19 protein-coding genes are annotated in these 24,503 nt (G+C 64.5%); 14 read left to right on the plus strand and 5 right to left on the minus strand.

All coding sequences use genetic code 11. The features are described from left to right. Positions 1 to 44: 44 nt before the first annotated feature. From U6958_RS10815 to U6958_RS10835, 5 genes are all read left to right on the plus strand, one after another. A complete protein-coding gene (locus U6958_RS10815) occupies positions 45 to 836 on the plus strand; it encodes an RNA methyltransferase (RefSeq protein ID WP_074921376.1) in 792 nt (263 codons plus the stop codon). A 174-nt stretch (positions 837 to 1,010) separates the two neighbouring features. Continuing rightward, the gene (gene carA / locus U6958_RS10820; RefSeq protein ID WP_074921377.1) at positions 1,011 to 2,183 is read left to right on the plus strand and encodes a glutamine-hydrolyzing carbamoyl-phosphate synthase small subunit; all 1,173 of its coding nucleotides are present in this window, start codon (positions 1,011 to 1,013) and stop codon (positions 2,181 to 2,183) included. Beyond that, entirely contained in the window at positions 2,176 to 5,424 is a 3,249-nt protein-coding gene (carB, locus tag U6958_RS10825; protein WP_016447474.1) for a carbamoyl-phosphate synthase large subunit, read from the plus strand. The genes carA and carB overlap by 8 nt, the downstream gene beginning before the upstream one ends. 251 nt (positions 5,425 to 5,675) lie before the next feature. Next, positions 5,676 to 6,152: a transcription elongation factor GreA gene (gene greA / locus U6958_RS10830; protein ID WP_016447473.1), complete on the plus strand. Its 477-nt coding sequence runs from the start codon at positions 5,676 to 5,678 to the stop codon at positions 6,150 to 6,152. A 44-nt stretch (positions 6,153 to 6,196) separates the two neighbouring features. Next, positions 6,197 to 6,640 (plus strand): DUF4149 domain-containing protein, encoded by a 444-nt coding sequence (locus tag U6958_RS10835; RefSeq protein WP_016447472.1) that lies wholly within the window; start codon positions 6,197 to 6,199, stop codon positions 6,638 to 6,640. Positions 6,641 to 6,717: 77 nt separating this feature from the next. Here the strand turns inward: U6958_RS10835 and U6958_RS10840 are convergent, their stop codons facing one another. Beyond that, entirely contained in the window at positions 6,718 to 7,512 is a 795-nt protein-coding gene (locus tag U6958_RS10840; RefSeq protein WP_046238475.1) for a hypothetical protein, read from the minus strand. Between the two features lie 13 nt (positions 7,513 to 7,525). Continuing rightward, positions 7,526 to 7,999: a YhbY family RNA-binding protein gene (locus U6958_RS10845; RefSeq protein WP_074921457.1), complete on the minus strand. Its 474-nt coding sequence runs from the start codon at positions 7,997 to 7,999 to the stop codon at positions 7,526 to 7,528. A 31-nt stretch (positions 8,000 to 8,030) separates the two neighbouring features. Here U6958_RS10845 and U6958_RS10850 point away from each other — a divergent pair, with 31 nt between their 5' ends. From U6958_RS10850 to glmM, 4 genes are all read left to right on the plus strand, one after another. Further along, positions 8,031 to 8,684 (plus strand): RlmE family RNA methyltransferase, encoded by a 654-nt coding sequence (locus U6958_RS10850; RefSeq protein ID WP_016447470.1) that lies wholly within the window; start codon positions 8,031 to 8,033, stop codon positions 8,682 to 8,684. Between the two features lie 171 nt (positions 8,685 to 8,855). Further along, positions 8,856 to 10,778, plus strand: a complete 1,923-nt coding sequence (gene ftsH / locus U6958_RS10855; RefSeq protein WP_016447469.1) for an ATP-dependent zinc metalloprotease FtsH — start codon at positions 8,856 to 8,858, stop codon at positions 10,776 to 10,778. Positions 10,779 to 10,916: 138 nt separating this feature from the next. Further along, positions 10,917 to 11,753, plus strand: a complete 837-nt coding sequence (gene folP / locus U6958_RS10860) for a dihydropteroate synthase (protein ID WP_074921378.1) — start codon at positions 10,917 to 10,919, stop codon at positions 11,751 to 11,753. 16 nt (positions 11,754 to 11,769) lie between these two features. Next, positions 11,770 to 13,113, plus strand: coding sequence for a phosphoglucosamine mutase (gene glmM, locus U6958_RS10865; protein ID WP_016447467.1), 1,344 nt, complete (start codon positions 11,770 to 11,772; stop codon positions 13,111 to 13,113). Between the two features lie 85 nt (positions 13,114 to 13,198). Here glmM and U6958_RS10870 read toward each other — a convergent pair whose 3' ends face one another. Next, positions 13,199 to 15,052, minus strand: coding sequence for an EAL domain-containing protein (locus U6958_RS10870; protein WP_016447466.1), 1,854 nt, complete (start codon positions 15,050 to 15,052; stop codon positions 13,199 to 13,201). A gap of 109 nt (positions 15,053 to 15,161) precedes the next feature. Then, a complete protein-coding gene (locus U6958_RS10875) occupies positions 15,162 to 16,133 on the minus strand; it encodes a Ppx/GppA family phosphatase (protein ID WP_074921379.1) in 972 nt (323 codons plus the stop codon). A gap of 209 nt (positions 16,134 to 16,342) precedes the next feature. On the opposite strand from U6958_RS10875, the gene ppk1 reads away from it, so the two are divergent. After that, positions 16,343 to 18,787 carry a polyphosphate kinase 1 gene (gene ppk1, locus U6958_RS10880; RefSeq protein WP_047473911.1) on the plus strand — a complete coding sequence of 815 codons (2,445 nt, stop codon included), beginning with the start codon at positions 16,343 to 16,345 and terminating at the stop codon, positions 18,785 to 18,787. 117 nt (positions 18,788 to 18,904) lie between these two features. On the opposite strand, the gene U6958_RS10885 is transcribed toward ppk1, so the two are convergent. Continuing rightward, a complete protein-coding gene (locus U6958_RS10885) occupies positions 18,905 to 20,389 on the minus strand; it encodes a Ppx/GppA family phosphatase (protein ID WP_016451340.1) in 1,485 nt (494 codons plus the stop codon). 247 nt (positions 20,390 to 20,636) lie between these two features. On the opposite strand from U6958_RS10885, the gene pstS reads away from it, so the two are divergent. The 4 genes from pstS (at position 20,637) to pstB (ending at position 24,490) form a co-directional block, all read left to right on the plus strand. After that, positions 20,637 to 21,677: a phosphate ABC transporter substrate-binding protein PstS gene (gene pstS / locus U6958_RS10890; protein ID WP_016447462.1), complete on the plus strand. Its 1,041-nt coding sequence runs from the start codon at positions 20,637 to 20,639 to the stop codon at positions 21,675 to 21,677. 172 nt (positions 21,678 to 21,849) lie between these two features. Continuing rightward, positions 21,850 to 22,788, plus strand: a complete 939-nt coding sequence (pstC, locus tag U6958_RS10895; protein ID WP_016447461.1) for a phosphate ABC transporter permease subunit PstC — start codon at positions 21,850 to 21,852, stop codon at positions 22,786 to 22,788. 17 nt (positions 22,789 to 22,805) lie between these two features. Then, entirely contained in the window at positions 22,806 to 23,669 is an 864-nt protein-coding gene (pstA, locus tag U6958_RS10900) for a phosphate ABC transporter permease PstA (protein WP_046984528.1), read from the plus strand. Positions 23,670 to 23,707: 38 nt separating this feature from the next. Further along, positions 23,708 to 24,490 carry a phosphate ABC transporter ATP-binding protein PstB gene (pstB, locus tag U6958_RS10905; protein WP_016447459.1) on the plus strand — a complete coding sequence of 261 codons (783 nt, stop codon included), beginning with the start codon at positions 23,708 to 23,710 and terminating at the stop codon, positions 24,488 to 24,490. Positions 24,491 to 24,503 lie beyond the last annotated feature (13 nt).

Here is a 24,503-nt window from a genome sequence, read left to right on the forward strand (position 1 = left end):
CGTGGCGCTGTTCTTCGCTGTTCTCTTTGCCCGGAAGCCTTGCCATGAGCCGACAACCTGCCGCTACATCGATCCAGTCCCGTGACAACGCCCTGGTCAAGGATTTGCGAAGGCTTGCCCAGGACAGCGGGGCCTACCGCAGCCAAGGACGTGTCTGGCTGGAGGGGGACCATCTGTGCCGTGCTGCCCTGGCGCGCGGCATGCAGCCCGCCTTGGCCGTGGTGGCCGAGTCCTTCTGGCCTCAGGTGCCGCTGGAGTGGGTGCAGGGCGCAGGCAAGTGCGTGGTGCTGTCCGATGCCGTGTTTGCCGAGGTCAGCGGACTGGAGTCTCCGGCGCGCATCGGCTTTCTGATGGACTGGCAGGCGTCGGCGGCCGTGCGTGCCGGCGTGGCCACCGTGGTGCTCGACCGTGTGCAGGACGCAGGCAACGTGGGCTCCATTCTTCGCAGTGCGGCCGCTTTCGGCTTCGGCCAGATCGTGGCCTTGAAGGGCACGGCTGCGCTGTGGAGCCAGAAGGTGCTGCGCGCCGGAATGGGCGCGCATTTCGGGCTGCACCTGGTGGAGTCGGCGTCACCCGAGGATCTGAGTGCGCTTGGCTTGCCCCTGATCGTGACCAGTTCCCATCAAGGTGAACTGATCCAGAGCGCCGCTCTGCCCTGGCCGTGTGCCTGGGCCATGGGCCATGAAGGGCAGGGCGTTGGCGAGGCGCTGATGCAGCAGGCGGCGCAGCATGTGCGCATCGGCCAGCCGGGTGGTGAAGAGTCTCTGAACGTGGCTGCGGCTGCGGCAATATGCCTGCACGCAAGCAGCGTGAGTGCCGGCTCACGTCAAGGGTAATCCCGCCTCCTGTCAGGAGGCTGAAGCGCGACCAGCCTATAATGGGCGGCTTTCAAGCATTCCACAATACGCCTAGCGACGCTTCCTCGCCACCCCCTGCAGACAAGCTGTAAACCGCACGGACCCGTCCGTGCGGCACGCTGGGCGTAACCGTAATTAGAACCGGAGAACCCAGTGCTTTTGTCTCTCAAGGGAGCATTCCCATCCGCCATCCTGGCGCTCGCAGACGGCACGGTCTTTGTTGGCAACTCGATCGGTGCGCAAGGCGCCACGGTTGGTGAAGTCGTTTTCAACACGGCAATCACCGGCTACCAGGAAATCCTCACCGACCCCAGCTACTGCCAGCAGATCGTGACGCTCACGTATCCGCACATCGGCAACTACGGCGTCAACGCAGAGGATGTCGAGGCTGGCAAGGTCCATGCGGCGGGCCTGATCATCAAGAACCTTCCGCTGCTGGCCAGCAACTTCCGCAAGTCCGAGACCCTGCCCGACTACCTCACGCGCAGCGGCACGGTGGCGATTGCCAACATCGACACGCGCAAGCTCACACGGCTGCTGCGCGACAAGGGCGCACAAAACGGCGCCATCGTCGGTTTGGCCGCTGGCGAAGAAGTGACCCAGGCGCGCATCGACGAGGCACTGGCTGCGGCCAAGGCGGCCCCCAGCATGAAGGGCCTGGATCTGGCCCAGGTGGTGAGCGCCGCCCAGCAGTACGAATGGACGGAAACCGAGTGGAAGCTGGGCGAAGGCTACGGCCAGCAGCAGGCCCCGCGTTTCCATGTGGTGGCCTATGACTTTGGCGTGAAGTTCAACATCCTGCGCATGCTGGCCGAGCGCGGCTGCAAGCTGACCGTGGTGCCGGCCAAGACGCCCGCCAAGGATGTGCTGGCACTCAACCCCGACGGCGTTTTCCTGTCCAACGGCCCTGGCGACCCGGAGCCCTGCGACTACGCCATTGCCGCGACCAAGGAACTGGTGGAGTCCGGCAAGCCCGTCTTCGGCATCTGCCTGGGTCATCAGATCATGGCCCTGGCCGCTGGCGCCAAGACCTTCAAGATGGCCAACAGCCACCACGGCGCCAACCACCCCGTCAAGGACCTGGACAACGGCCGCGTGAGCATCACCAGCCAGAACCACGGGTTTGCGGTGGAGATGGAATCGCTGCCCGACACGCTGCGCGCCACGCACATCAGCCTGTTCGACGGCACGCTGCAAGGCCTTGAGCACAAGGACAAGCCTGCGTTCTGCTTCCAGGGCCACCCCGAGGCTTCGCCCGGCCCGCACGATATCGCCTACCTGTTTGACCGCTTCACGGCGCTGATGGAGAAACACAAAAATGCCTAAGCGCACCGACCTCAAAAGCATTCTGATCATTGGCGCCGGTCCCATCGTCATCGGCCAGGCCTGCGAGTTTGACTACTCCGGCGTGCAGGCCTGCAAGGCGTTGCGCGAAGAGGGCTACAAGGTCATCCTGATCAACAGCAACCCTGCCACGATCATGACCGACCCGGCCACGGCCGACGTCACCTACATCGAGCCCATCACCTGGCAGACGGTCGAGAAGATCATCGCCAAGGAGCGTCCCGACGCCATCCTGCCGACCATGGGCGGCCAGACCGCGCTGAACTGCGCGCTGGACCTGTGGCGCAACGGCGTGCTGCACAAGTACAAGGTCGAGCTGATCGGCGCCACGCCCGAGGCCATCGACAAGGCCGAGGACCGCCTCAAGTTCAAGGATGCGATGACGCGCATCGGCCTGGGTTCGGCACGCTCGGGCATCGCCCATTCGATGGACGAAGCCTGGGCCGTGCAAAAGGAGATGGGCTTTCCTACCGTCATCCGCCCCAGCTTCACGCTGGGCGGCACGGGCGGCGGCATTGCCTACAACCCCGAAGAGTTCGAGACCATCTGCAAGCGCGGCCTGGAAGCGTCGCCGACCAATGAGCTGCTGATCGAGGAATCGCTGCTCGGCTGGAAGGAGTACGAGATGGAAGTCGTCCGCGACAAGGCGGACAACTGCATCATCATCTGCTCCATCGAGAACCTGGACCCCATGGGCGTGCACACCGGCGACTCGATCACCGTGGCGCCCGCGCAGACGCTGACCGACAAGGAATACCAGATCATGCGCAACGCCTCGCTGGCGGTGCTGCGCGAGATCGGTGTGGACACGGGTGGCTCCAACGTGCAGTTCTCGGTGAATCCGAAGGACGGTCGCATGATCGTCATCGAGATGAACCCGCGTGTGTCGCGCTCCTCGGCGCTGGCCTCCAAGGCCACGGGCTTCCCCATCGCCAAGGTCGCTGCCAAGCTGGCCGTGGGCTACACGCTGGACGAACTCAAGAACGACATCACGGGCGGCAAGACGCCTGCGTCGTTCGAGCCCTCGATCGACTACGTGGTCACCAAGATCCCGCGTTTCGCATTCGAGAAGTTCCCGGCTGCCGACAACCGCCTGACCACGCAGATGAAGTCCGTGGGCGAGGTCATGGCCATTGGCCGCACCTTCCAGGAGTCTTTCCAGAAGGCGCTGCGCGGCCTGGAAGTCGGCGTGGACGGCATGAACGAAAAGACCCAGGACCGCGAGATCCTCGAAAAGGAACTCGGCGAACCAGGTCCGGACCGCATCTGGTATGTGGGTGACGCCTTTGCTGCCGGCTGGACGCTGGATGAAGTGCACAACATCACCAAGATCGACAAGTGGTTCCTCGTGCAGATCGAAGAGATCGTCAAGATCGAACTCGAACTGGACAAGGTCTACGAGGAAAAGGGCGATGCCGCGCTGGCTGCACTGGACGCCACCACGCTGCGCACGCTCAAGCAAAAGGGCTTCTCCGACCGCCGCCTTGCCAAGCTGCTGCACAGCACCGACAAGGCCGTGCGCGAGGCGCGCAAGGCACTGGGCGTGCGCCCCGTGTTCAAGCGCGTGGACACCTGCGCTGCCGAGTTCGCCACCGACACCGCCTACATGTACTCCACCTATGACGAGGAGTGCGAAGCCGAGCCGACGGACAAGAAAAAGATCATGGTGCTGGGCGGTGGCCCGAACCGCATCGGCCAGGGCATCGAGTTCGACTACTGCTGCGTGCATGCCGCGCTCGCCATGCGCGAGGACGGCTATGAAACCATCATGGTCAACTGCAACCCCGAAACCGTGTCCACCGACTACGACACCTCGGACCGCCTGTATTTCGAGCCGCTGACGCTGGAAGACGTGCTCGAAGTCGTGGCTGTCGAGAAGCCTGTTGGCGTCATCGTGCAGTACGGCGGCCAGACGCCCCTGAAGCTCGCCCTGGGTCTTGAAAAGGAAGGCGTGCCCATCATCGGCACCACGCCCGACATGATCGACGCGGCCGAAGACCGCGAGCGCTTCCAGAAGCTGCTGCATGAGCTGGGCCTGCGCCAGCCACCCAATGCCACGGCCCGTACCGAGCCCGAAGCGCTGGAAAAGGCGGCCGGCCTGGGCTACCCCCTGGTCGTGCGTCCCAGCTATGTGCTGGGTGGCCGTGCCATGGAAATCGTGCATGAGCAGCGCGACCTGGAGCGCTACATGCGCGAAGCCGTCAAGGTCAGCAATGACTCGCCCGTGCTGCTGGACCACTTCCTGTCCAACGCCATCGAGTGCGATGTGGACTGCGTGCGTGACCGCGAAGGCGCCGTCTTCATCGGCGGCGTGATGGAGCACATCGAGCAGGCCGGCGTGCATTCGGGCGATTCCGCCTGCTCGCTGCCGCCTTACTACCTCAAGCCCGAGACCGTGGCCGAGATCAAGCGCCAGACGGCTGCCATGGCCAACGCGCTGAGCGTGGTCGGCCTGATGAACGTGCAGTTCGCCATCAAGGAAACGGCCGATGGCGACGTGATCTACGTGCTGGAAGTCAATCCGCGTGCCTCGCGCACCGTGCCCTTCGTCTCCAAGGCCACGGGCATCCAGCTGGCCAAGGTGGCTGCGCGCTGCATGGCCGGCGACACGCTGGCCCAGCAAGGCATCACCAAGGAAGTCACGCCGCCGTACTTCAGCGTCAAGGAAGCCGTCTTCCCGTTCGTGAAGTTCCCGGGCGTGGACACCATCCTCGGCCCCGAGATGAAGTCCACCGGCGAAGTCATGGGCGTGGGCAAGACCTTTGGCGAAGCCTTCGTCAAGAGCCAGCTGGGCGCCGGCGTGGCACTGCCCACCCAGGGCAAGGTCTTCCTGACCGTGAAGAACGCCGACAAGCCGCGCGCCGTGGCCGTGGCCAAGGAACTGGCTGCCATGGGCTTCGTGCTGTGCGCCACGCGCGGCACGGCAGCGGCCATCTCCGAGGCAGGTATCGAGGTGCAGCTCGTCAACAAGGTGACCGAGGGCCGCCCCCACATCGTGGACATGATCAAGAACGGCGAGATCGCCATGGTCATCAACACGGTGGAAGAGCGCCGCAACGCCATCGCCGACTCGCGCGCCATCCGCACCAGCGCCCTGCTGGCGCGCGTGACCACCTTCACCACCATCTTCGGTGCCGAAGCCGCCGTCGAAGGCATGAAGTCCATGGGCAACATGGATGTGCACTCCGTCCAGGAACTGCACGCCCAGCTGCAAACGGCCTGATCCTTCCGCGCTGCCGCCCCTCGTTTCTGACGAGGTGCAGCCGGCGGCACTGTCCGACAGTGCCGCCGGGTTTTCCCACCGAAGCTGGTGGTCAAACGCGGCATAATGGACCACATGACTTGATGAAACCGCCGCGCGGCAACGTGCGGCGGTTTGCTTTTGGGGCGCAGGCCCTGCCGCCATACTGCCGGCCCGCCTGTGCCAAAGAAGCCGCGCAACGCGCGGCGTTTGCTGCACATGGAGACTTTTCAATGGCCACCATTCCCATCACCAAGCGCGGAGCCGAGAAACTCAAGGACGAGCTGCACCGTCTGAAGACCGTGGAGCGTCCTTCCATCATCCAGGCCATCGCCGAGGCCCGTGCCCAGGGCGACCTGAGCGAAAACGCCGAGTACGAGGCCGCCAAGGACCGCCAAGGCTTCATCGAGGGCCGCATTGCCGAGGTAGAGAGCAAGCTGTCCGCAGCCCAGATCATTGATCCCTCCGCCGTGGATGCCGGCGGCCGCGTGGTCTTCGGTGCAACGGTTGAACTCGAAGACGAGGACAGCGGCGACACGGTCAAGTACCAGATCGTCGGCGAGGACGAAGCCGATCTCAAGCTGGGCCTGATCAACGTCTCCAGCCCCATCGCACGCGCGCTGATCGGCAAGGAAGAAGGCGATACCGCTGTCGTGCAGGCACCGGGCGGCGAGCGCCGCTATGAAGTGGTGTCGGTGCGCTACCTCTGATGCGTCGGTGCCTATGCCTCGATCGTTGAGGAAGGCCTAAGCCCATGAGCAACCTGTACGAGCGCGTTCCCCTGCTGGCCGCTGCCCTGTGGTGGGGCAGCCTGTCGGCCATCGGCTTCATGGCCGTACCCATGCTGTTCGCCCACTTGCCCACGCCGGCTGTCGCGGGCTTCATGGCTGCCAAGCTGTTTGCCGCGCAGACCTGGGTGTCCATCGCCTGCGCGGCCGTGCTGCTGGTCCTGTCCCGGCGCAGCAAGGAGTCGGTCCTGCAGCCCTGGGCCAAGGCCTGCCTGGGCTTTGTGATCGCAGGCATGCTGCTGGCATTTGTCGTCCAGTACGGCGTGTCGCCGCGCATCGTTGCACGCGACAACCTCAAGCTGTGGCACAGCGTGGGCACGGTGATGTATGCGCTGCAGTGGCTGTGTGCGCTCGTCGTGCTGTGGCGCATAGGCCGTTCGTCTCAAGCGAACACCCGGGCCACGGCCTGATCCCGGTCCTGCCGGTTCGGCACCATGCCAAACAAAAACGCCCGCAAGCGCGGGCGTTTTTTTGTGGGTCGAGCTGCTCACTCGTGCCAGTGCTCGGCCACCCAGGTGGCAGGCCGGATATAGCGAAAGCGCCGATTGCGCCGGCCGGCCAACGCGTCAGGCGGGTTGCATTCGCCGTGGAAGATCACCACGCGTGCACCCTCGGGCACGAAGGGCGGCTTCCAGTAGTTCGTCGGCCATGCGGGAATGCAGTGGTACTTGAAGCTGGGGCACCAGGCCTGCGGCCAGTACTTGAGCTTGCCCTGCTTGTGCAGCATGTCGGACAGATAGGCCTGCTCATTGCGAAAGTTGCGGCGTATCTCTTCGAAATGCGTGCGGAAGTAGTCCAGCACCTCGGGGTGGGCACCCAGCTCGAAGCGGTACACCGAGGAATTGCCCGTGATGCGCCACGGACGCTTGTAGTCGTGGATGATCAGGAACTCGCCGGGCTCGGTGAAAAAATCGTCCAGCGGCCCGGTGATGACCACGTCCACGTCAAGAAACAGCGCCGTGCCGCGCAGGCCGTGCAGGTCGGCACTGAAGGTGGCCAGCTTGTTCCAACCACGCTCCGGAATGCCCGCGGGCAGGTTCAGCGGAGGAATCGGCAGGCATTCGACCTCGTCGCGAATCCCCACGCCGTCATCGGTCAGGCAGACAAGGCGAAAATCGCCCTTCAGATGCCGGCGCACCATGGCGTAGAGCCTGTTGACATACTCCGGACCGTACTTCTTGCCCCACTTCATGCAGATCACGAAGCGCTGCTGCGCAGAGGGGGAGGCGGAGGGCGGTTGCGCGGCCTGGGCCACGCTGGCGGCATGGGATGCTACGGTCATGGATGCGGCGGACTCAGTCTGCCTGACGCTTCTTGACCGACTTCTGCTTGGGCTTGGCGCGCTTGACCTGGCCACCTGCCGTCAGGCGCTGGTTGCCCAGCACGCGGATCTGCTTGACCTCGGGCTTCTGGCCCGAGCGCTTGCTGAACTTGAGCAGCTTGACATCGCGAGGGCCGGGCATGCGGCTCTCGTCGATGGCTTTTTCCTTTTCCGGCATGGGGCGCCAGAGCACCAGCAGCTTGCCGATGTGCTGAATGGGTGCAGCGCCAAGCTCGTCGCACAGCTGCAGATACATCTGCTCGCGTGCGGCGCGGTCGTCGTTGAAGACACGGACCTTGATCAGGCCATGTGCGTTAAGGCCGGCGTTGACCTCCTTTTGCACGGCAGCCGTCAGGCCGTCACCCCCGATGAGGACCACGGGGTCCAGGTGGTGTGCGTTGGCGCGGTGTTCCCGGCGCTCGGCGGGAGTCAATTGAATTTGGGGCATGGCCGTATTATCGAGGCTGAAAGAATCCAGCATGAAAGTCAACACAAAAAGCAAGAAGGTCAACAAGGCTTGGCTCAACAGCCACGTCAACGATCCTTACGTCAAGGCCGCCCAGAAGGACGGCTACCGCGCGCGCGCGGCCTACAAACTCAAGGAGATCGACGAGCAGCTCAAGCTCATCCGGCCGGGTGCCACGGTGGTGGACCTGGGCTGCGCACCCGGGGCTTGGAGCCAGTATGTGCGCCGTTGCCTGTCGCCCAACGGGGCGGCCGTCGGCGCTCTCAACGGCCGCATCATCTCGCTGGATCTGCTGCCCATGGAGCCCATTGAGGGCGTGCAGTACATCCAGGGCGATTTCCGCGAGGAGCCGGTTCTGGCCCAGCTCCAGGAGGCCCTGGGCGGGGGCAAGGCCGACGTGGTGGTCTCCGACATGGCTCCCAACCTGTCGGGCAACGGCACGACGGATGCGGCACGCATTGCGCTGCTGGTCGAACTGGCGGTTGATTTTTCCATCCACCATATGAAACCTGAAGGCGCCTTGGTGGTGAAGCTCTTCCACGGCGGGGCCTACGATGACCTGGTTGCGCTGTTCCGGCAGACCTTCAAGGTGGTCAAGCCGATCAAGCCCAAGTCCTCGCGTGACAAGTCTTCGGAGACGTTTTTGGTGGGCATGGGGCTCAAGTAGGCCTGTGCAGCCGCCCGGCGCTGCCCTGACCCGGGTCAAGACCGTATTCAAGCTATGGCTGCTATAGAGGGATATAGGCGACCAGCCAGCTTGAAACACCTAAAATGGACCGCAAATACGCTTCGAGCACGCTGGAAGTCGTTTTATCTGTATCCCCCATTGGAGCCCCGCTTGAACAATCAGTGGTTTTCAAAAATTGCCGTCTGGCTGGTCATCGCCATGGTGCTGTTTACGGTGTTCAAGCAATTTGACACCCGTGGCGGCGCTGGCGCGTCCCATGTCGGTTACTCCGAGTTCCTGGAAGAGGTGCGAAGCAATCGCATCAAGAGCGCCACCATCCAGGAAAGCCCCGGCGGCACCGAGATCGTGGCCACGACCAACGATGACCGCAAGGTGCGCACCACCGCCACCTACCTGGATCGCGGGCTCGTGGGTGACCTGATCAACAACAACGTCAAGTTCGACGTCAAGCCCCGCGAAGAAGGCTCGGTCCTCATGACCCTGCTCGTCAGCTGGGGGCCCATGCTGCTGTTGATCGGCGTGTGGGTGTACTTCATGCGCCAGATGCAGGGCGGCGGCAAGGGCGGTGCTTTCAGCTTCGGCAAGAGCAAGGCGCGCATGCTGGACGAGAACAACAACACCGTTACCTTTGCCGACGTTGCAGGCTGCGACGAAGCCAAGGAAGAGGTCAAGGAAGTCGTGGACTTCCTCAAGGACCCCAACAAGTTCCAGAAGCTCGGCGGCCGCATTCCGCGTGGTCTGCTGCTGGTCGGGCCTCCGGGTACCGGCAAGACCTTGCTGGCCAAGTCCATTGCGGGCGAGGCCAAGGTCCCGTTCTTCAGCATCTCGGGCTCCGACTTCGTTGAAATGTTCGTCGGCGTGGGCGCGGCCCGCGTGCGCGACATGTTCGAGAACGCCAAGAAGAATGCACCCTGCATCATCTTCATCGATGAAATCGACGCCGTGGGCCGCCAGCGCGGCGCAGGCCTGGGCGGTGGCAACGATGAGCGTGAACAGACCCTGAACCAGATGCTGGTCGAGATGGACGGCTTCGAGACCAACCTCGGCGTGATCGTCGTGGCTGCGACCAACCGTCCGGACATCCTGGATGCGGCGCTGCTGCGCCCCGGCCGTTTCGACCGCCAGGTGTATGTGACGCTGCCCGATATCCGCGGCCGCGAGCAGATCCTCAATGTGCACATGCGCAAGATCCCTGTCGGCCAGGACGTGAATCCGGGCGTGATCGCCCGCGGCACGCCCGGCATGTCGGGTGCCGATCTGGCCAACCTCTGCAACGAAGCAGCCCTGATGGCCGCGCGCCGCAATGCGCGCACCGTCGAGATGCAGGACTTCGAGAAGGCCAAGGACAAGATCATCATGGGCCCCGAGCGCAAGAGCATGGTCATGCCCGAGGAAGAGCGCCGCAACACGGCCTACCACGAGGCAGGCCACGCACTGATCGGCAAGCTGTTGCCCAAGTGCGATCCCGTGCACAAGGTCACCATCATCCCGCGCGGCCGTGCGCTGGGCGTGACCATGAGCCTGCCCGAGAAGGACCGCTACTCCTACGACAAGGAGTTCATGCTCAACCAGATCGCCATGCTGTTCGGTGGACGCATTGCCGAAGAAGTGTTCATGAACCAGATGACCACGGGCGCGAGCAACGACTTCGAGCGGGCCACGCAGATCGCACGCGACATGGTCACCCGCTACGGCATGACCGACGCGCTGGGTCCCATGGTCTATGCGGAGCAGGAAGGCGAGCCTTTCCTGGGCCGCTCGATGAGCAAGACCAACAGCATGAGCGAGCAGACGATGCAGAAGGTGGACCAGGAGGTTCGCCGCATCATCGACGAGCAGTACGGACTGGCGCGCAAGCTGATCGAGGATAACTCCGACAAGATGCATGCCATGGCCAAGGCCATGCTCGACTGGGAAACCATCGACGCCGAGCAACTCGATGACATCATGGCCGGCCGCGAGCCGCGTCCTCCCAAGGACTGGGTGCCGCGCAACCCGCCGTCGTCCGACGGTGGCAACTCGTCCGGCGGCACGCCGGCAGTGGATGCCGACCCTGCGCCCACCACGGCCTGAGCTGCTTGCCGCAGAATCGGTCAATCCCATGCAAAGGGCCCTGAGGGGCCCTTTTGCTTTGCTTGCAGGATGTGTTCAATTGCCCGCAACGGCCAGCGATGAACCCGGTCCGGCAGGCGCCTACCTTCAGGAAATCCCATGCCGCATCAATGGCAGACTTCGCGCTTTGTTCTAGACCTTCAGCGTCCACTGGTCATGGGCATCGTCAATGTGACGCCCGACTCGTTTTCCGACGGCGGGCGGCACAACACGGTGGAGCAGGCCTTGCGGCATGCAGAGCAACTGGTCAGTGAGGGCGCGCACATCCTCGATATTGGCGGCGAGTCCACCAGGCCCGGCTCACCGGCTGTTCCGCTGGATGAGGAGTTGCGGCGCGTGCTGCCTGTTGTACAGGGCGCAGTGCAACTGGGCGTGCCTGTCTCCGTCGATACCTACAAGCCCGAGGTCATGCAGGCCGTGCTGGATCTGGGGGCCGACATCGTCAACGACATCTGGGCGCTGCGCCAGCCGGGCGCGCAGCAGGTGGTGGCCGCGCACCCGAGCTGCGGCATCTGTCTCATGCACATGCATGGCACGCCGCAGGACATGCAGACCACGCCCATGCAAGGCGACGCCGTACCCGCCGTGAGCGCGTTCCTGCAGGTGCATACCAATGCCCTGCTGGCCCGGGGCGTGGCGCGGGAGCGCATCGTCTGGGACTATGGCATCGGCTTCGGCAAAAGCGTGGCACAGAATTTTTCCCTGCTTGCACGCCAGCATGAATTGCTGGGCCTAGACTTCCCGCTGCTGGCCGGCTGGTCGCGCAAGGGCTCGCTCGGGCAGGTCAGTGGCCGTCCACAGGGCCAGCGCATGGTGCCCAGCGTGGCGGCGGCACTGCTGGCGGTGGAGCGTGGCGCGCGCGTGGTGCGCGTGCACGACGTGGCCGATACGGTGGCGGCATTGACGGTCTGGCAGACCATGCACGACAACGACTGAACAACAAAGGAGCACTATGGCACGCACATATTTTGGTACCGATGGAATTCGCGGCCTGGTGGGCCGTTCGCCCATCACCCCCGACTTCGCGCTGCGTCTGGCGCATGCCGTGGGCCGTGTGCTGCGGCGCAAGGAAGCCCGTCCCATGGTGCTGATCGGCAAGGACACGCGGATCTCGGGCTACATGCTGGAGAGCGCGCTGGAGTCCGGGTTCAACTCTGCCGGCGTGGACGTGATGCTGCTGGGCCCCTTGCCCACGCCGGGCGTGGCCTATCTGACGCGCGCCCAGCGCGCCAGCCTGGGCGTGGTCATCAGCGCCAGCCACAACCCTTATTACGACAACGGCATCAAGTTCTTCAGCGCACAGGGCACCAAGCTGCCCGATGCCTGGGAGGAAGAGGTCGAGCAGGCCTTGACCGAAGATCCCGTATGGGTCGACTCTGCCGCTCTGGGAAAGGCCCGGCGCCTTGAAGACGCGGCAGGGCGCTACATCGAGTTCTGCAAGAGCACCTTCGACCATGCGCTCACGCTCAAGGGTGTGAAGATCGTGGTCGATGCGGCCCATGGCGCGGCCTACCAGATCGCCCCCAAGGTCTTCCATGAACTGGGGGCCGATGTGGTGGCCATTGGCTGTGCGCCCGATGGACTGAACATCAACGAAGGCGTGGGTGCCACCCATCCCGAGGCCCTGGTGCTGGCCGTGCGAGCGAACAAGGCCGACTTCGGTGTGGCGCTGGATGGTGATGCCGACCGGCTGCTGCTGGTCGATGCGGCTGGCCGGCTCTACAACGGCGACGAACTGCTGTACCTGATGGCGGCCGATCGGCTGGCGCGTGGCGAGGCCGTGCCGGGTGCCGTGGGCACACTGATGACCAATATGGCCGTGGAGGTGGCGCTGAAGTCCCAGGGTGTGGGCTTTGTGCGCGCCAAGGTCGGCGACCGCTATGTGCTGGAGGAGCTGCACCGGCAGGGCTGGACCCTGGGGGGCGAGGGCTCGGGCCATCTGCTGGCGCTGGACAAGCACACCACGGGTGATGGCCTGGTCAGCGCGCTGCAGGTGCTGCAGGCCTGCGTGCGTTCGGGCAAGAGCCTGTCGCAGTGGCTGTCTTCGGTCCAGCTGTTTCCCCAGGTATTGCTCAACGTGCGGCTGCAGCCGGGCCAGGACTGGAAGCGCAACACCCAGCTGGAGGAAGCCACCGAGGCCGTCAAGGCCGAATTGGGTGATACGGGGCGCGTGCTTATCCGCGCCAGCGGCACCGAGCCTTTGCTGCGCGTGATGGTGGAGGCACGCGATGGCGACCAGGCCAGCCGCTGCGCCGAGCGCCTGGCCAGCGTGGCGAAGAATTCACCCATGCCCTGAGCGGCGGGGGCACTTTCTCTGCCATGGAAAGCCGAAGCTGCAGTCTTCGGCTTTTTCGTCTGCAGACCGTGGCGCGGTGAGCCGTTCAGCCCTGGCTGCGCAGAAAGGCCTCCAGCGCCTGGGGCGGCAGCGGGCGGCTGAAATGGTAGCCCTGGGCTTCATCGCAGCCTTGCTCGCGCAGGAACTCCAGCTGTGCCTCCGTTTCCACGCCTTCGGCCGTGGTCTGCATGCCCAGGGCCTGGGCCATGCGAATGATGGCGCTGACTATGGCGCGGTCATTGCTGTCGTGGTCCAGGTCCTGGATGAAGGACTGGTCGATCTTGAGTTTGTAGATCTGAAAGCGCTTGAGCTGGCTCAGGGATGAATAGCCGGTGCCGAAGTCATCCATGGCCAGGCGCACGCCATGCTCGCGCAGCCGGTCCATGGTGGCCGTGGCCTGGCGCGGATCATGGATGGCCACGCCCTCAGTCAGCTCCAGCTCCAGAGAATCTGCCGGCAGGTCGCTGTCGAGCAGGATGCGGTTGATGATTTCGGGCAGTTGCTGCTGGTGGAACTGGATGGCCGACAGGTTCACGGCCACCTTCAGGTCCCGCAGCCCCGCATTGCGCCAGGCCTGCAGTTGCTGCATGGCGCTGCGCAGCACCCATTCGCCGATCTGCAGGATCTGGCCGCTGTCCTCGGCGACGGGGATGAACTCCGCGGGCGAAACCGAGCCCAGCTCGGGATGCTCCCATCGCAGCAGTGCCTCCACGCTGCGCACGCGTCCGGTGCTCAGGGTGATCTGCGGCTGGTAGTGCAGATACAGCTGATTGCGTTCCAGCGCCCGCCGCAAGGCGTTCTCCAGCTGCAGGGCGCGCAGGGACTGGGCCTGCATCTGCGGAGTGAAGAAGCGGTAGGTGTTGCGGCCGGCCTGCTTGGCGTGGTACATGGCCGCATCGGCGGCCTGTGTCAGCGAGTCGATGTCGTGGCCGTCGCGCGGGTACAGCGCGATGCCCATGGACGGCGCAATGGTCAGTTCGTGGCGGTCGATCTGGTAGGCCTGGCGCGACGCCTCCTGCAGCTTGCCTGCCACGCGGGCCGCACCCTGGGCATTGGCGCCGGGCAGCAGCAGCACGAATTCGTCGCCGCCGATGCGGGCCACCGTATCGCGGTCGCGCACGACGGCACGCAGGCGGCGGGCAATCTCCACCAGCAGGGCATCGCCCACGCGATGGCCCAGCGAATCATTGACATGCTTGAAATGGTCCAGGTCCAGGAACATCACGGCCAGCGGCGTGTCGTTGACCTTGGCCAGCTCGATGGCGCGGGCGCTGCGCTCGGCCAGCAGCGTGCGGTTGGGCAGGCCGGTGAGCGCGTCGTAGTGCGCCATCCAGTAGATGCGTTCCTGGTCCAGCTTGCGGTCGGCGATCTCGCGGTGCAGGTTCTCCACCGTGGCGCTGAGTTCGCGTGTGCGGTCGCGCACCTGCTGCTCCAGCAGTTCGTGGGCCTGGCTCAGGGCCTGCTGGGCGCGCAGACGGTCGTCGATGTCGCTGACGATCCAGATGGAGCCTTCGCGTGCATCGCCCGGATTGATGAGCCGGCCCGTCAGTTCACCCCAGAACAGGCTGCCATCCTTGCGGCGCAGGCGGCGCTGCGTGCGAAAGGACAGGCCCGCGCTCAGCGTGCGATAGGCCTCGCGCCCCAGGCTGCGCAGCTCGTCGCGGCTGGGGTGCAGGTGCTCGCTGTTGATGCCGACCAGCGCATGTTCGCCCGCGTAGCCGAAGATGTCGGCATAGCACTGGTTGCATCGGACGATGACGCGCTGGCGGATGAAGACGATGCCCACGCCGGCATTGTCGAGCAGTGCCTGCTGCTCGCGCAGGCTGCGCTGCAGCGACGCCGCCATCATCGAAGACGGACGTTCGAGTACAGGGTCGTACGCAATCGTCGGCGCGGACATGGCGAAGCGGTAGGGCGGTGGTAAAGGGATGAGGGGGAACTTACAAAGTGTAGCACTTGCGCGCAAAACAGCATTTTGTCGTTCCCTGGCGAGGGCAGGGCCTTGGTTTTCAGGTGCCGGTGGACTGTCGTTGCCGGCCCTTGGCCTGCGCATTGAGCTTGTGGGCCAATTCATAGAGCACGCCATGGCGCAGGGCGCCGTGCGTGACGCGCATGCGCTCGATGCCCAGGCTGGAGAAGATGCCCCGCATCACGCTCATGCCGCCGCCGATCATGGGGCGCAACTCTTCCTTGAGTCCGTCCATGTTCACACGGTCGACATGGCCTGCGCGCAGCAACTGCGCATGCAGCCAGTCCAGTCCCTGCCGCGTGATCCAGCCGGCCGTGCCCCCGGGCGCATGGGCCAGGACCTTGACAATGGCACCGGCCGTGCCCGAGGAGCCATAGGCATGGCTCCATTGCCCGGCAGCGAAAAGTCCTGCTTCGGGCGCAATGATGTCGGCCACGGCTGCTTCGGCCTGGGACAGGGCCTGGGCCGACAGCTCGCCATCGGTGAAGTGGCGCAAGGCCCAGGTCACGCTGCCGAAGGCGAAGGAGCGTGCCTGCAGTACTTGCCGCTGCTGACCCAGGCACAGCTCGGTCGAGCGGCCGCCGATGTCCACCACCAGCCTCCGCTGGGCGCCGGGCGGCAGCAACTGGGCGACGCCGCGATAGATCAGGCGTGCTTCCTCCTCGCCGTCAATGACCTCGATGGGGCAGCCCAGGATGCGCTGGCCTTCGTCCAGGAAGATCTGGCGATTCGATGCCTCTCTCAGCGTCTGCGTGGCCACTGCACGTACGCGGTGGCGGGGCAAATCACCCAGCACCTGCGCATAGCGCTCCAGGCAGGCCCAGCCGCGCTGCATGGCCTCCAGGCTCAAGGCGCCCTGGGCGTCGAGGGCGCTGCCCAGGCGTATGGCTTCCTTGCGATGGCTGAGCAGCTGTACCTTTGCGCCGTCGCTGCGGGCCATGGCCAGCAGGCAGCTGTTGGAGCCAATGTCGATGGCGGCCAGGCGGCTTTCGGGGGGATTGGAAGAGGACATGCGCGAAAGGCGGACGACGGCACGGCTGCGGCAGGTTTGCAGCAGCCAACGGCATCCAGGGGAAGGCAGCTAGCTTAGCACCCCGGCGATGTCGCGTCGCTCTCGTGCCGGTGTGACTGGGTCATGACCTTTGCGTGACGGTTTCTGCGCCGTTGCTTGCGCCTGGCTTGGCTTGTATGACAGATGTCATGAACAGAGGAATGCATGTCATGAACATGTCACAAATCCGGGGCAGACTGCCCGAATCCCCGGCTAGCGGGGTGACTACCGGGTCCTGCCCAGGCCGGGCCCCTGCATCCATGCCCCAGACATTCACGCCGATTCCCGGTGGCGCCTCTGCCGCACCTGCCGAACCAGAACATGAACAGGGAGCGCGTGCCGTGCCCGCAGGGCCGGCTTCGCTGGGCATGGCCCGCCAGACAGCTCCCATACCCGTCTCTGCACCCCTGAATGTCCCGATGATGCCTCTGGCGAAAAGCCTCTCCACCGCCTTGTCGGAGCTGCAGGGCCAGGCCATTGCGGCTTCTGCCTCTGCTTCTTCTGCAAGGCTTCCCGCCCCCGAATACACTGGACTGCACGCCACAGCCGAAAGCGGTGAAGTGCAAGAGCAGCAACAACAGTTTCTTGACCGTGACCATTGCATCCTGGCCTTCAATGAGCGCGTGCTGGACTGGGCCGTGCGTGAAGATGTGCCACTGCTGGAGCGTTTGCGCTATCTGTGCATCGTCTCCTCGAATCTCGACGAATGGTTCGAGGTGCGTTGCGCCCCGCATGTGACGGCCGCCAAGGCCGGCGACGCCAAGGGCCTGTACACCCTGCAGAGCTTCCGCTCGCTGATGGACAAGGCGCATGAGCTGGTATTGCGCCAGTACACGCTGTACAACCAGTCGCTGATTCCCGCCTTTGCGGGGCAGGGCATACGCGTGGTATCCCATGGCGAGCGCAGCAGCGCCCAGCGCAAATGGGTGCGCGAGTACTTCCTGCGCGAAGTCCAGCCGCTGCTCATGCCCGTGGGCCTGGACCCATCCCATCCATTCCCCCAGGTGGCCAACAAGGCGCTGAACTTCATCGTGCGCCTCAAAGGTGTCGATGCCTTTGGCCGTGCCAACGAGGTGGCCATCGTCAAGGTGCCGCGTGTCTTGCCGCGCCTGGTGCGCCTGCCCGAGAAGATCGCGGGCAAGCAGCGCCTGTTCGTGAGCATCTCCAGCATCGTGCGCGCCCATCTCGTCGAGTTGTTCCCGGGGCGTGAGGTGGCGGAGTTTGCGCAATTCCGTGTCACGCGCCATTCGGACCTGGCAGTGGATGAGGAAGACGTCAGCGACCTGCGCACGGCCCTGCGCCAGGGTCTGCACCATCGCCACTACGGCCAGGCGGTGAGGCTGGAGGTGTCCTTTGCCTGCTCGCCCATGCTGTCCGACCTGCTGCTGGGCCAGTTCGGCCTGCCGACCGAGGCACTGTTCCGCGTCAAGGGGCCCGTGAACCTGGTGCGCCAGTCGCAGCTGGTGGATCTGGTCGATGACCCCGCGCTGCTGTTTCCGCCTTGGCGTCCGGCATGGCCGCGCCAGCTGCAGCCGGGCCGCTCGGTGATGGCCCAGATCCGCAAGCGTGATGTGCTGATCCACCAGCCCTTCGAGAGCTTCGACGGCGTGCTGGAGCTGCTGCGCGAAGCCGTCAATGACCCTGAGGTGCTGGCCATCAAGCAGACCATCTACCGCACGGGGTCGGACTCCGAGATCATGCAGCTGCTGGCCGAGGCGGTTCGCCGCGGCAAGGAAGTGCTGGCCGTGCTGGAACTCAAGGCCCGCTTTGACGAAGAGGCCAACATCAACTCCGCCGAGAAGCTGGAGGCCTTGGGCGCCCAGGTGGTCTACGGCGTGCTGGGCCTGAAGACGCACGCCAAGATGCTGCTGATTACCCGGCGCGAAAAGCGCAGCGGTCAGCTCAAGCGCTATGGGCACCTGTCCACCGGCAATTACAACGTGCGCACGGCGCGCCTGTACACGGACATCAGCCAGCTGACCTGCGATGCACAGATCACGGCCGATATGGATGCCGTATTCAGCCACCTGTCCAGCCACAACCGCTTGCCCAAGCTGCACCAGCTTGTGATTGCACCGTTCCAGCTGCACGATCGCATGCTGGCGCTGATTGCCCAGGTGGGCGAGGCCGCACAGCGCGGCGAAGAGGCGCGGATTGTGCTGAAGATGAATGCGCTGACTGACGAACTGCTCATGCAGGCCCTGGTGCGTGCCGGTCAGCAGGGCGCACGCATCGATCTCATCGTGCGCAGCGCCTGCATGCTGCCGCCGCAGCGCAAGGGCTGGACGGACAACATCCGCGTGCGCTCCATCATCGGCCGCTTCCTGGAGCATTCGCGCGTCTTCTACTTCGCCTGGGGCAATCAGCAGGAGTTGCTGCTGTCCAGTGCGGACTGGATGAACCGCAACATGATGCGCCGGGTGGAGCTGGCCTGGCCTGTGCGCGATCCGGCGTTGCGCCAGCAGGTGATAGACGAATGTCTTGTCGCCAGCCTGCATGACAACCGCGACGCCTGGACGCTGGAAGCCAATGGCGCCTACCAGCGCGCACCCTATCCGACCACGGGCCTGGGGGCGCAGAACGCCTTGATGGAGCGTTACGGCCCTCGGGCCTGAGCCGCATATCCTGTCAGGGCGCCGTGCGCCTGCCCTGTGCAATCGAAAAGCCCCGCCAACGCATTGCGCTGGCAGGGTTTTTTGCTTGTCGCTGCGGCAGCCGGAGACGTTCGGCGTTCAGTGCAGATGCAACTGCAGCGTCCAGGGCGTCTTCTGCCAGGCCACGGCTTCGGTGCGCAGCAACTGGGCGGACTGGGGGTAGCTTCTGGTCCAGCCTTCCGGCACGGTCAGGTGAAAGACGCTGTCCGAGCGGTGCAGGCGCATGCCCTGCAGATCGGGATCGCGCCGGGCGTGGCACAGCTGCACGGCCAGGCGCAGCGCCAGCAATGGCCAGGCCACGGCCCGGTCCTCGATGGCAGCCTCGAGCTTGCGCAGCTTGCCCTGGTGGCCAAGCACCAGCTGTGTGATGCGTTCGCGCAGCTCCACGGGCCAGGTGGCAGCACTGCAGTGTTCGGTGATGTAGGCGCCGTGGCGGTGGTAGGCGCTCAGAGAGATGCGCATGCCGATCTCATGCAGGCTGGCAGCCGTGTCCAGTGCGTGCGTGGCCAGTGCATCGGGCGGCTGCTGCGCCTGTAGCGATTGCCAGGCCCAGCGTGCCACCTTGCGAACACGCAGAGCGTGGGATGTGTCAATGCCGAAGTCCTGTTGCAGCGCCGCGATCTCGGCGGCTTCGCGATCGGCAGGCGGCTCGTGTTCCAGCAGATCGTGCAGCACGCCCTGGCGCAGCGCGCCCTGTGCAACCTCCAGTTCGTCGATGCCCAGCAGGCCCAGGGCGGCCATCAGAATGCTCAGGCCGCCGGCGATGACGGCTCGCCGGTCTTCCTTGAGTCCGGCCAGGCGGATGCGGTCCACATGGCCGGCCTCCATCAGCTGCTCATGCAGCCAGCGCAGGCTGTCGGGCGTGATCAGCCCGCCGGAATATCCGTTGGCAGCCAGGATGTCGCCCACGGCGTTGGCCGTGCCTGACGATGCATAGGCGCAGTCCCAGGCGGTGGCTGGATAGGCCGATACGGTCTGGGTGAGGGCTGCCTGCGCCGCCTTGATGGCGGCCGAGAAGTGCGCGCGCGACAGCGTGCCCTCGCCAAAGAACTGCGTGCTCCAGGCCACGCTGCCTATGGGGTAGGAGGCCACCTGGCGCGCTTCGCCATGCTGGCCGATGATGACTTCGGTAGAGCGCCCGCCAATGTCCACCACCAGACGCCGTTGAGACGACGGCGGCAGCAGGCTGGAGACGCCGCGATAGATCAGCCGGGCCTCTTCCTCGCCCGAGATGACTTCGATGGGAAAGCCCAGCAGGGTGCTGCCTCGCGCGATGAAGACATCGCGGTTGCGGGCCTCGCGCAGGGTCTGTGTGGCCACGGCGCGGACCTGGTCGGCCGCAAAGCCGGCCAGCCGTTCGCCAAAGCGTGCCAGGCAGTCCCAGCCGCGTTGCATGGCTTCGTCAGTCAGTTCATGGCGCTCGTTGAGCCCATTGCCCTGGCGCACGGTTTCCTTGAGGTATTCCACGCGCTCTATGCGCTGGTGGCTGCCGACGCGGCCTATTTCGAGGCGAAAGCTGTTGGACCCGAGGTCAACGGCAGCGAGCAGGGATTCTGGTGCCATGAAAGAAACGCCAATCAAGATTCGTCGAGCACGATTGCACAGCGATGTCCGAGGGGGCAGGGCTGCACCTGTCTGGTGCCTGCTCGTGCGACACACAAGACTAAGACGGAATTGTGACATCGCGATGACCGGGTTCTTACATGGGAAGGCCTGCTGTTTGTGACGCCTTTTTTCCATGTCACATCAATGTCACAAAGCCTTCTTACAGTCCAGCCATCGCATCTTTCAACCCCTAAGAGGTCTGTACATGAAGTTGTCTGTGATTCACATTCTGGTGGCTGGTGCTCTGTCTGCGGGCGGCGTGGGCCAGGCCCTGGCTCAGCAGGAAGCCACCGGCGCAGGCGCCAGCTTCCCGGCTCCGCTGTACTCCAAGTGGGCTGCGGACTACAACAAGGCCACCGGCGTGAAGATCAACTACCAGTCCGTGGGCTCCAGCGCCGGCATCAAGCAGATCGAAGCCAAGACCGTGGACTTTGGCGCCTCCGACGAGCCGCTCAAGGATGAAGAACTGGCCAAGAAGGGTCTGGTGCAATTTCCCACCGTGATCGGCGGCATCGTGCCCGTGGTCAACATCAAGGGCATCCAGCCCGGCCAGCTCAAGCTGACCGGCCAGGTGCTGGGCGACATCTACCTGGGCAAGATCAGCAAGTGGAATGACGAGGCCATCAAGGCCCTGAACCCGGGCGTGAACCTGCCTGATGCCACCATCGCTCCCGTGCGCCGCGCTGACGGCTCGGGCACCACCTTCGGCTTCACCAACTACCTGTCCAAGGTCAATGCCGAGTGGAAGGAAAAGGTTGGCGAAGGCAAGGCCGTGAACTGGCCCACGGGCGCAGGCGGCAAGGGCAACGAAGGCGTGGCCGCCTTCGTGGGTCGCCTGCCCAACTCCATCGGCTACGTCGAGTACGCCTACGTCAAGCAAAACAAGCTGACCTACACCCAGCTGCAGACCGCAGGCGGCACCTTCGTGTCCCCTGATGACGCCACCTTCAAGGCCGCTGCTGCCGGTGCCGACTGGGCCAAGAGCTTCTACCAGATCCTGACCAACCAGCCTGGCAAGGAGGCATGGCCCATCACCTCGGCCACCTTCATCATCATGCACAAGGCCCAGGACAAGCCTGCACAGGCCGCTGCCTCGCTGAAGTTCTTCGAGTGGGCCTACAAGTCCGGCGACAAGACCGCCACCGACCTGGACTACGTGCCCATGCCTGACGCCGTCAAGAACGTGATCTTCCAATCCTGGGGCCAGATCAAGGACACCTCCGGCACTGCCATTTCCCTGAAGTAAACCCTGAAAAGGGGGCCATGGCGCACCGCCGGCAGGTGCATCATGGCTCCCCTGATCTCTTCACAAACCGCGAATAAAGGCGCCTCACGTGTCCACAACGTCGCCCTCGAACTCGCTGGCCGCCTCTGCACAGGCTTCCCAGCGACGCACACCTTCTCCGCTACGCCCCCCGATGCTGTCGGGGCGCGTGGCGGATCGCTTGTTTGGCGCTCTCGCGCGTCTGGCCGCGCTGCTGACGCTGGGCCTGCTGCTGGCCATCCTGGCCTCGCTGCTGGTCGGTGCCTGGCCCGCCATCTATGAATACGGCCTGAGTTTCCTCGGCCGCAGTGTCTGGGACCCCGTTCGCAACGAATTCGGCGGCCTGGTCATGATCTACGGCACGCTGGCCACCTCGGCCATCGCTTTGCTGATTGCGGTGCCCGTGAGCTTCGGCATCGCGCTGTTCCTCACCGAGCTGTCGCCGGCCTGGCTCAAGCGCCCGCTGGGCACGGCCGTGGAGCTGCTGGCCGCCGTGCCTTCCATCGTCTACGGCATGTGGGGCCTGATGGTGTTCGGCCCCGTGCTGTCCACCTATGTGCAGCAGCCCCTGCAAAAGCTGTTCCAGGGCGTTCCCTATCTGGAGGCCTTCGTGTCCGGCCCGCCGGTGGGCATCGGCATCCTGTCGGCCGGCATCATCCTGGCCATCATGATCATTCCCTTCATCGCCTCCGTGATGCGCGATGTGTTCGAGGTCACTCCGGCCCTGCTCAAGGAGTCTGCCTATGGCCTGGGTTCCACGACCTGGGAAGTGGTCTGGAAGGTGGTTCTGCCCTACACCAAGACCGGCGTGCTCGGCGGCGTGATGCTGGGCCTGGGCCGTGCATTGGGCGAGACCATGGCCGTGACCTTCGTGATCGGCAACATGAACCAGCTCAACTCGCTGTCGGTCTTCGAGGCTGCCAACAGCATCACCTCGGCCCTGGCCAACGAGTTCGCCGAAGCGGGCGAGGGCTTGCACCAGGCTTCGCTGATCTATCTGGGTCTGGTGCTGTTCTTCATCACCTTCGTGGTGCTGGCTTGCTCCAAGGTCCTGCTCAACCGCCTGCAAAAGAATGAAGGAGCACGCTCGTGAGCAGCACCTCCACCAAGATGATCAATGCCGCCGAGCTGTCGCGCGTGCGCCAGGCCAAGTATGCCCAGCGCAAGCGTGTGAACCAGGTGGCGCTGACCCTGTCCCTGGCTGCCATGACCTTCGGCGTGTTCTGGCTGATCTGGATCCTGTGGGAGACCATCACCCTGGGCATCGGCGGCCTGAGCCTGGCACTGTTCAGCGAGATGACGCCTCCGCCCAATGAGGCCGGTGGCATTGCCAACGCCATCTTCGGCTCGCTGATCATGGTGGCCCTGGCCACGTTCGTGGGCACGCCCATCGGCGTGATGGCCGGTGTCTACCTGGCCGAATACGATGCGCGTGGCTGGCTGGCCAATACCACACGCTTCGTCAACGACATCCTGCTGTCGGCGCCGTCCATCGTGATCGGCCTGTTCGTCTACACCGTGGTCGTGGCGCGCTTCAAGAGCTTTTCCGGCTATGCGGGCGTGGTGGCGCTGGCGCTGATCGTGATTCCCGTGGTCATCCGCACCACCGAGAACATGCTGGTGCTGGTGCCTGCCAGCCTGCGCGAAGCCGCCTACGCGCTGGGCACGCCCAAGTGGAAGGTCATCATCATGGTGACGCTGCGTGCAGCGCGCGCCGGCGTGATCACCGGCGTGCTGCTGGCCGTGGCCCGCATTGCCGGCGAGACCGCCCCGCTGCTGTTCACGGCGCTGAACAACCAGTTCTGGAATGCCGACCTGTCCAAGCCCATGGCCAGCCTGCCGGTGACCATCTTCAAGTTCGCGATGAGCCCTTACGAGAATTGGCAGCAACTGGCCTGGGCCGGTGTGTTCCTGATCACCGTGGCGGTGCTCGGTCTCAATATCCTGGCGCGTTTCCTGACACGCCAGAAGTAATGCAGCAACAAGCAATCAACCAGGACAAGGATTCCGCAATGACTGCGACCTCTTCCAGCGCGCTGACCTCTTCCAAGCTGACGGTGCGCGACCTGAACTTCTACTACGGCAAGTTCCACGCCTTGAAGGGCATCAACCTGGACATTCCCGAAAAGAAGGTCACGGCTTTCATCGGCCCGTCGGGCTGCGGCAAGTCCACGCTGCTGCGCACCTTCAACCGCATGTTCGAGCTGTATCCCGAGCAGCGCGCCGAAGGCCAGATCTTGCTGGACGGCGAGAACCTGCTGACCAGCAAGCAGGACGTGGCGCTGATCCGTGCCAAGGTCGGCATGGTGTTCCAGAAGCCCACGCCGTTTCCCATGTCCATCTACGACAACATCGCCTTCGGCGTGAAGCTGTTTGAAAACCTCAGCTCCTCCGACATGGACGACCGTGTGGAATGGGCACTGCGCAAGGCGGCCCTGTGGGGCGAGGTCAAGGACAAGCTGCAGCAAAGTGGCTCGGGCCTGTCCGGCGGCCAGCAGCAGCGCCTGTGCATTGCACGCGGCATTGCCATCAAGCCCGAAGTGCTGCTGCTCGACGAGCCCTGCTCGGCCCTGGACCCGATCTCCACGGCCAAGATCGAGGAGCTGATTGCCGAACTGAAGAACGACTACACCGTCGTCATCGTCACGCACAACATGCAGCAGGCGGCCCGCTGCAGCGACTACACGGCCTACATGTACCTGGGCGACCTGGTGGAATTCGGAGACACCGAGCAGATGTTCTTCAAGCCCCAGCGCAAGGAAACGGAAGACTACATCACCGGCCGCTTCGGCTGAGCAGGAGCCATCG

The sequence above is a fragment of the Delftia lacustris genome, assembly GCF_040267515.1.
GTDB classification, from domain to species: Bacteria; Pseudomonadota; Gammaproteobacteria; order Burkholderiales; family Burkholderiaceae_C; genus Comamonas; species Comamonas tsuruhatensis.

Bases quoted from the DNA above. Each gene is read 5' to 3' on its own strand.
- U6958_RS10815 (WP_074921376.1), top strand. From the start codon at position 45: ATGAGCCGACAACCTGCCGCTACATCGATCCAGTCCCGTGACAACGCC.
- carB (WP_016447474.1), top strand. From the start codon at position 2,176: ATGCCTAAGCGCACCGACCTCAAAAGCATTCTGATCATTGGCGCCGGT.
- greA (WP_016447473.1), top strand. From the start codon at position 5,676: ATGGCCACCATTCCCATCACCAAGCGCGGAGCCGAGAAACTCAAGGAC.
- U6958_RS10835 (WP_016447472.1), top strand. From the start codon at position 6,197: ATGAGCAACCTGTACGAGCGCGTTCCCCTGCTGGCCGCTGCCCTGTGG.
- U6958_RS10840 (WP_046238475.1), bottom strand. From the start codon at position 7,512: ATGACCGTAGCATCCCATGCCGCCAGCGTGGCCCAGGCCGCGCAACCG.
- U6958_RS10845 (WP_074921457.1), bottom strand. From the start codon at position 7,999: ATGCCCCAAATTCAATTGACTCCCGCCGAGCGCCGGGAACACCGCGCC.
- U6958_RS10850 (WP_016447470.1), top strand. From the start codon at position 8,031: ATGAAAGTCAACACAAAAAGCAAGAAGGTCAACAAGGCTTGGCTCAAC.
- folP (WP_074921378.1), top strand. From the start codon at position 10,917: ATGCCGCATCAATGGCAGACTTCGCGCTTTGTTCTAGACCTTCAGCGT.
- glmM (WP_016447467.1), top strand. From the start codon at position 11,770: ATGGCACGCACATATTTTGGTACCGATGGAATTCGCGGCCTGGTGGGC.
- U6958_RS10870 (WP_016447466.1), bottom strand. From the start codon at position 15,052: ATGTCCGCGCCGACGATTGCGTACGACCCTGTACTCGAACGTCCGTCT.
- U6958_RS10875 (WP_074921379.1), bottom strand. From the start codon at position 16,133: ATGTCCTCTTCCAATCCCCCCGAAAGCCGCCTGGCCGCCATCGACATT.
- ppk1 (WP_047473911.1), top strand. From the start codon at position 16,343: ATGAACATGTCACAAATCCGGGGCAGACTGCCCGAATCCCCGGCTAGC.
- U6958_RS10885 (WP_016451340.1), bottom strand. From the start codon at position 20,389: ATGGCACCAGAATCCCTGCTCGCTGCCGTTGACCTCGGGTCCAACAGC.
- pstS (WP_016447462.1), top strand. From the start codon at position 20,637: ATGAAGTTGTCTGTGATTCACATTCTGGTGGCTGGTGCTCTGTCTGCG.
- pstC (WP_016447461.1), top strand. From the start codon at position 21,850: ATGCTGTCGGGGCGCGTGGCGGATCGCTTGTTTGGCGCTCTCGCGCGT.
- pstA (WP_046984528.1), top strand. From the start codon at position 22,806: ATGATCAATGCCGCCGAGCTGTCGCGCGTGCGCCAGGCCAAGTATGCC.
- pstB (WP_016447459.1), top strand. From the start codon at position 23,708: ATGACTGCGACCTCTTCCAGCGCGCTGACCTCTTCCAAGCTGACGGTG.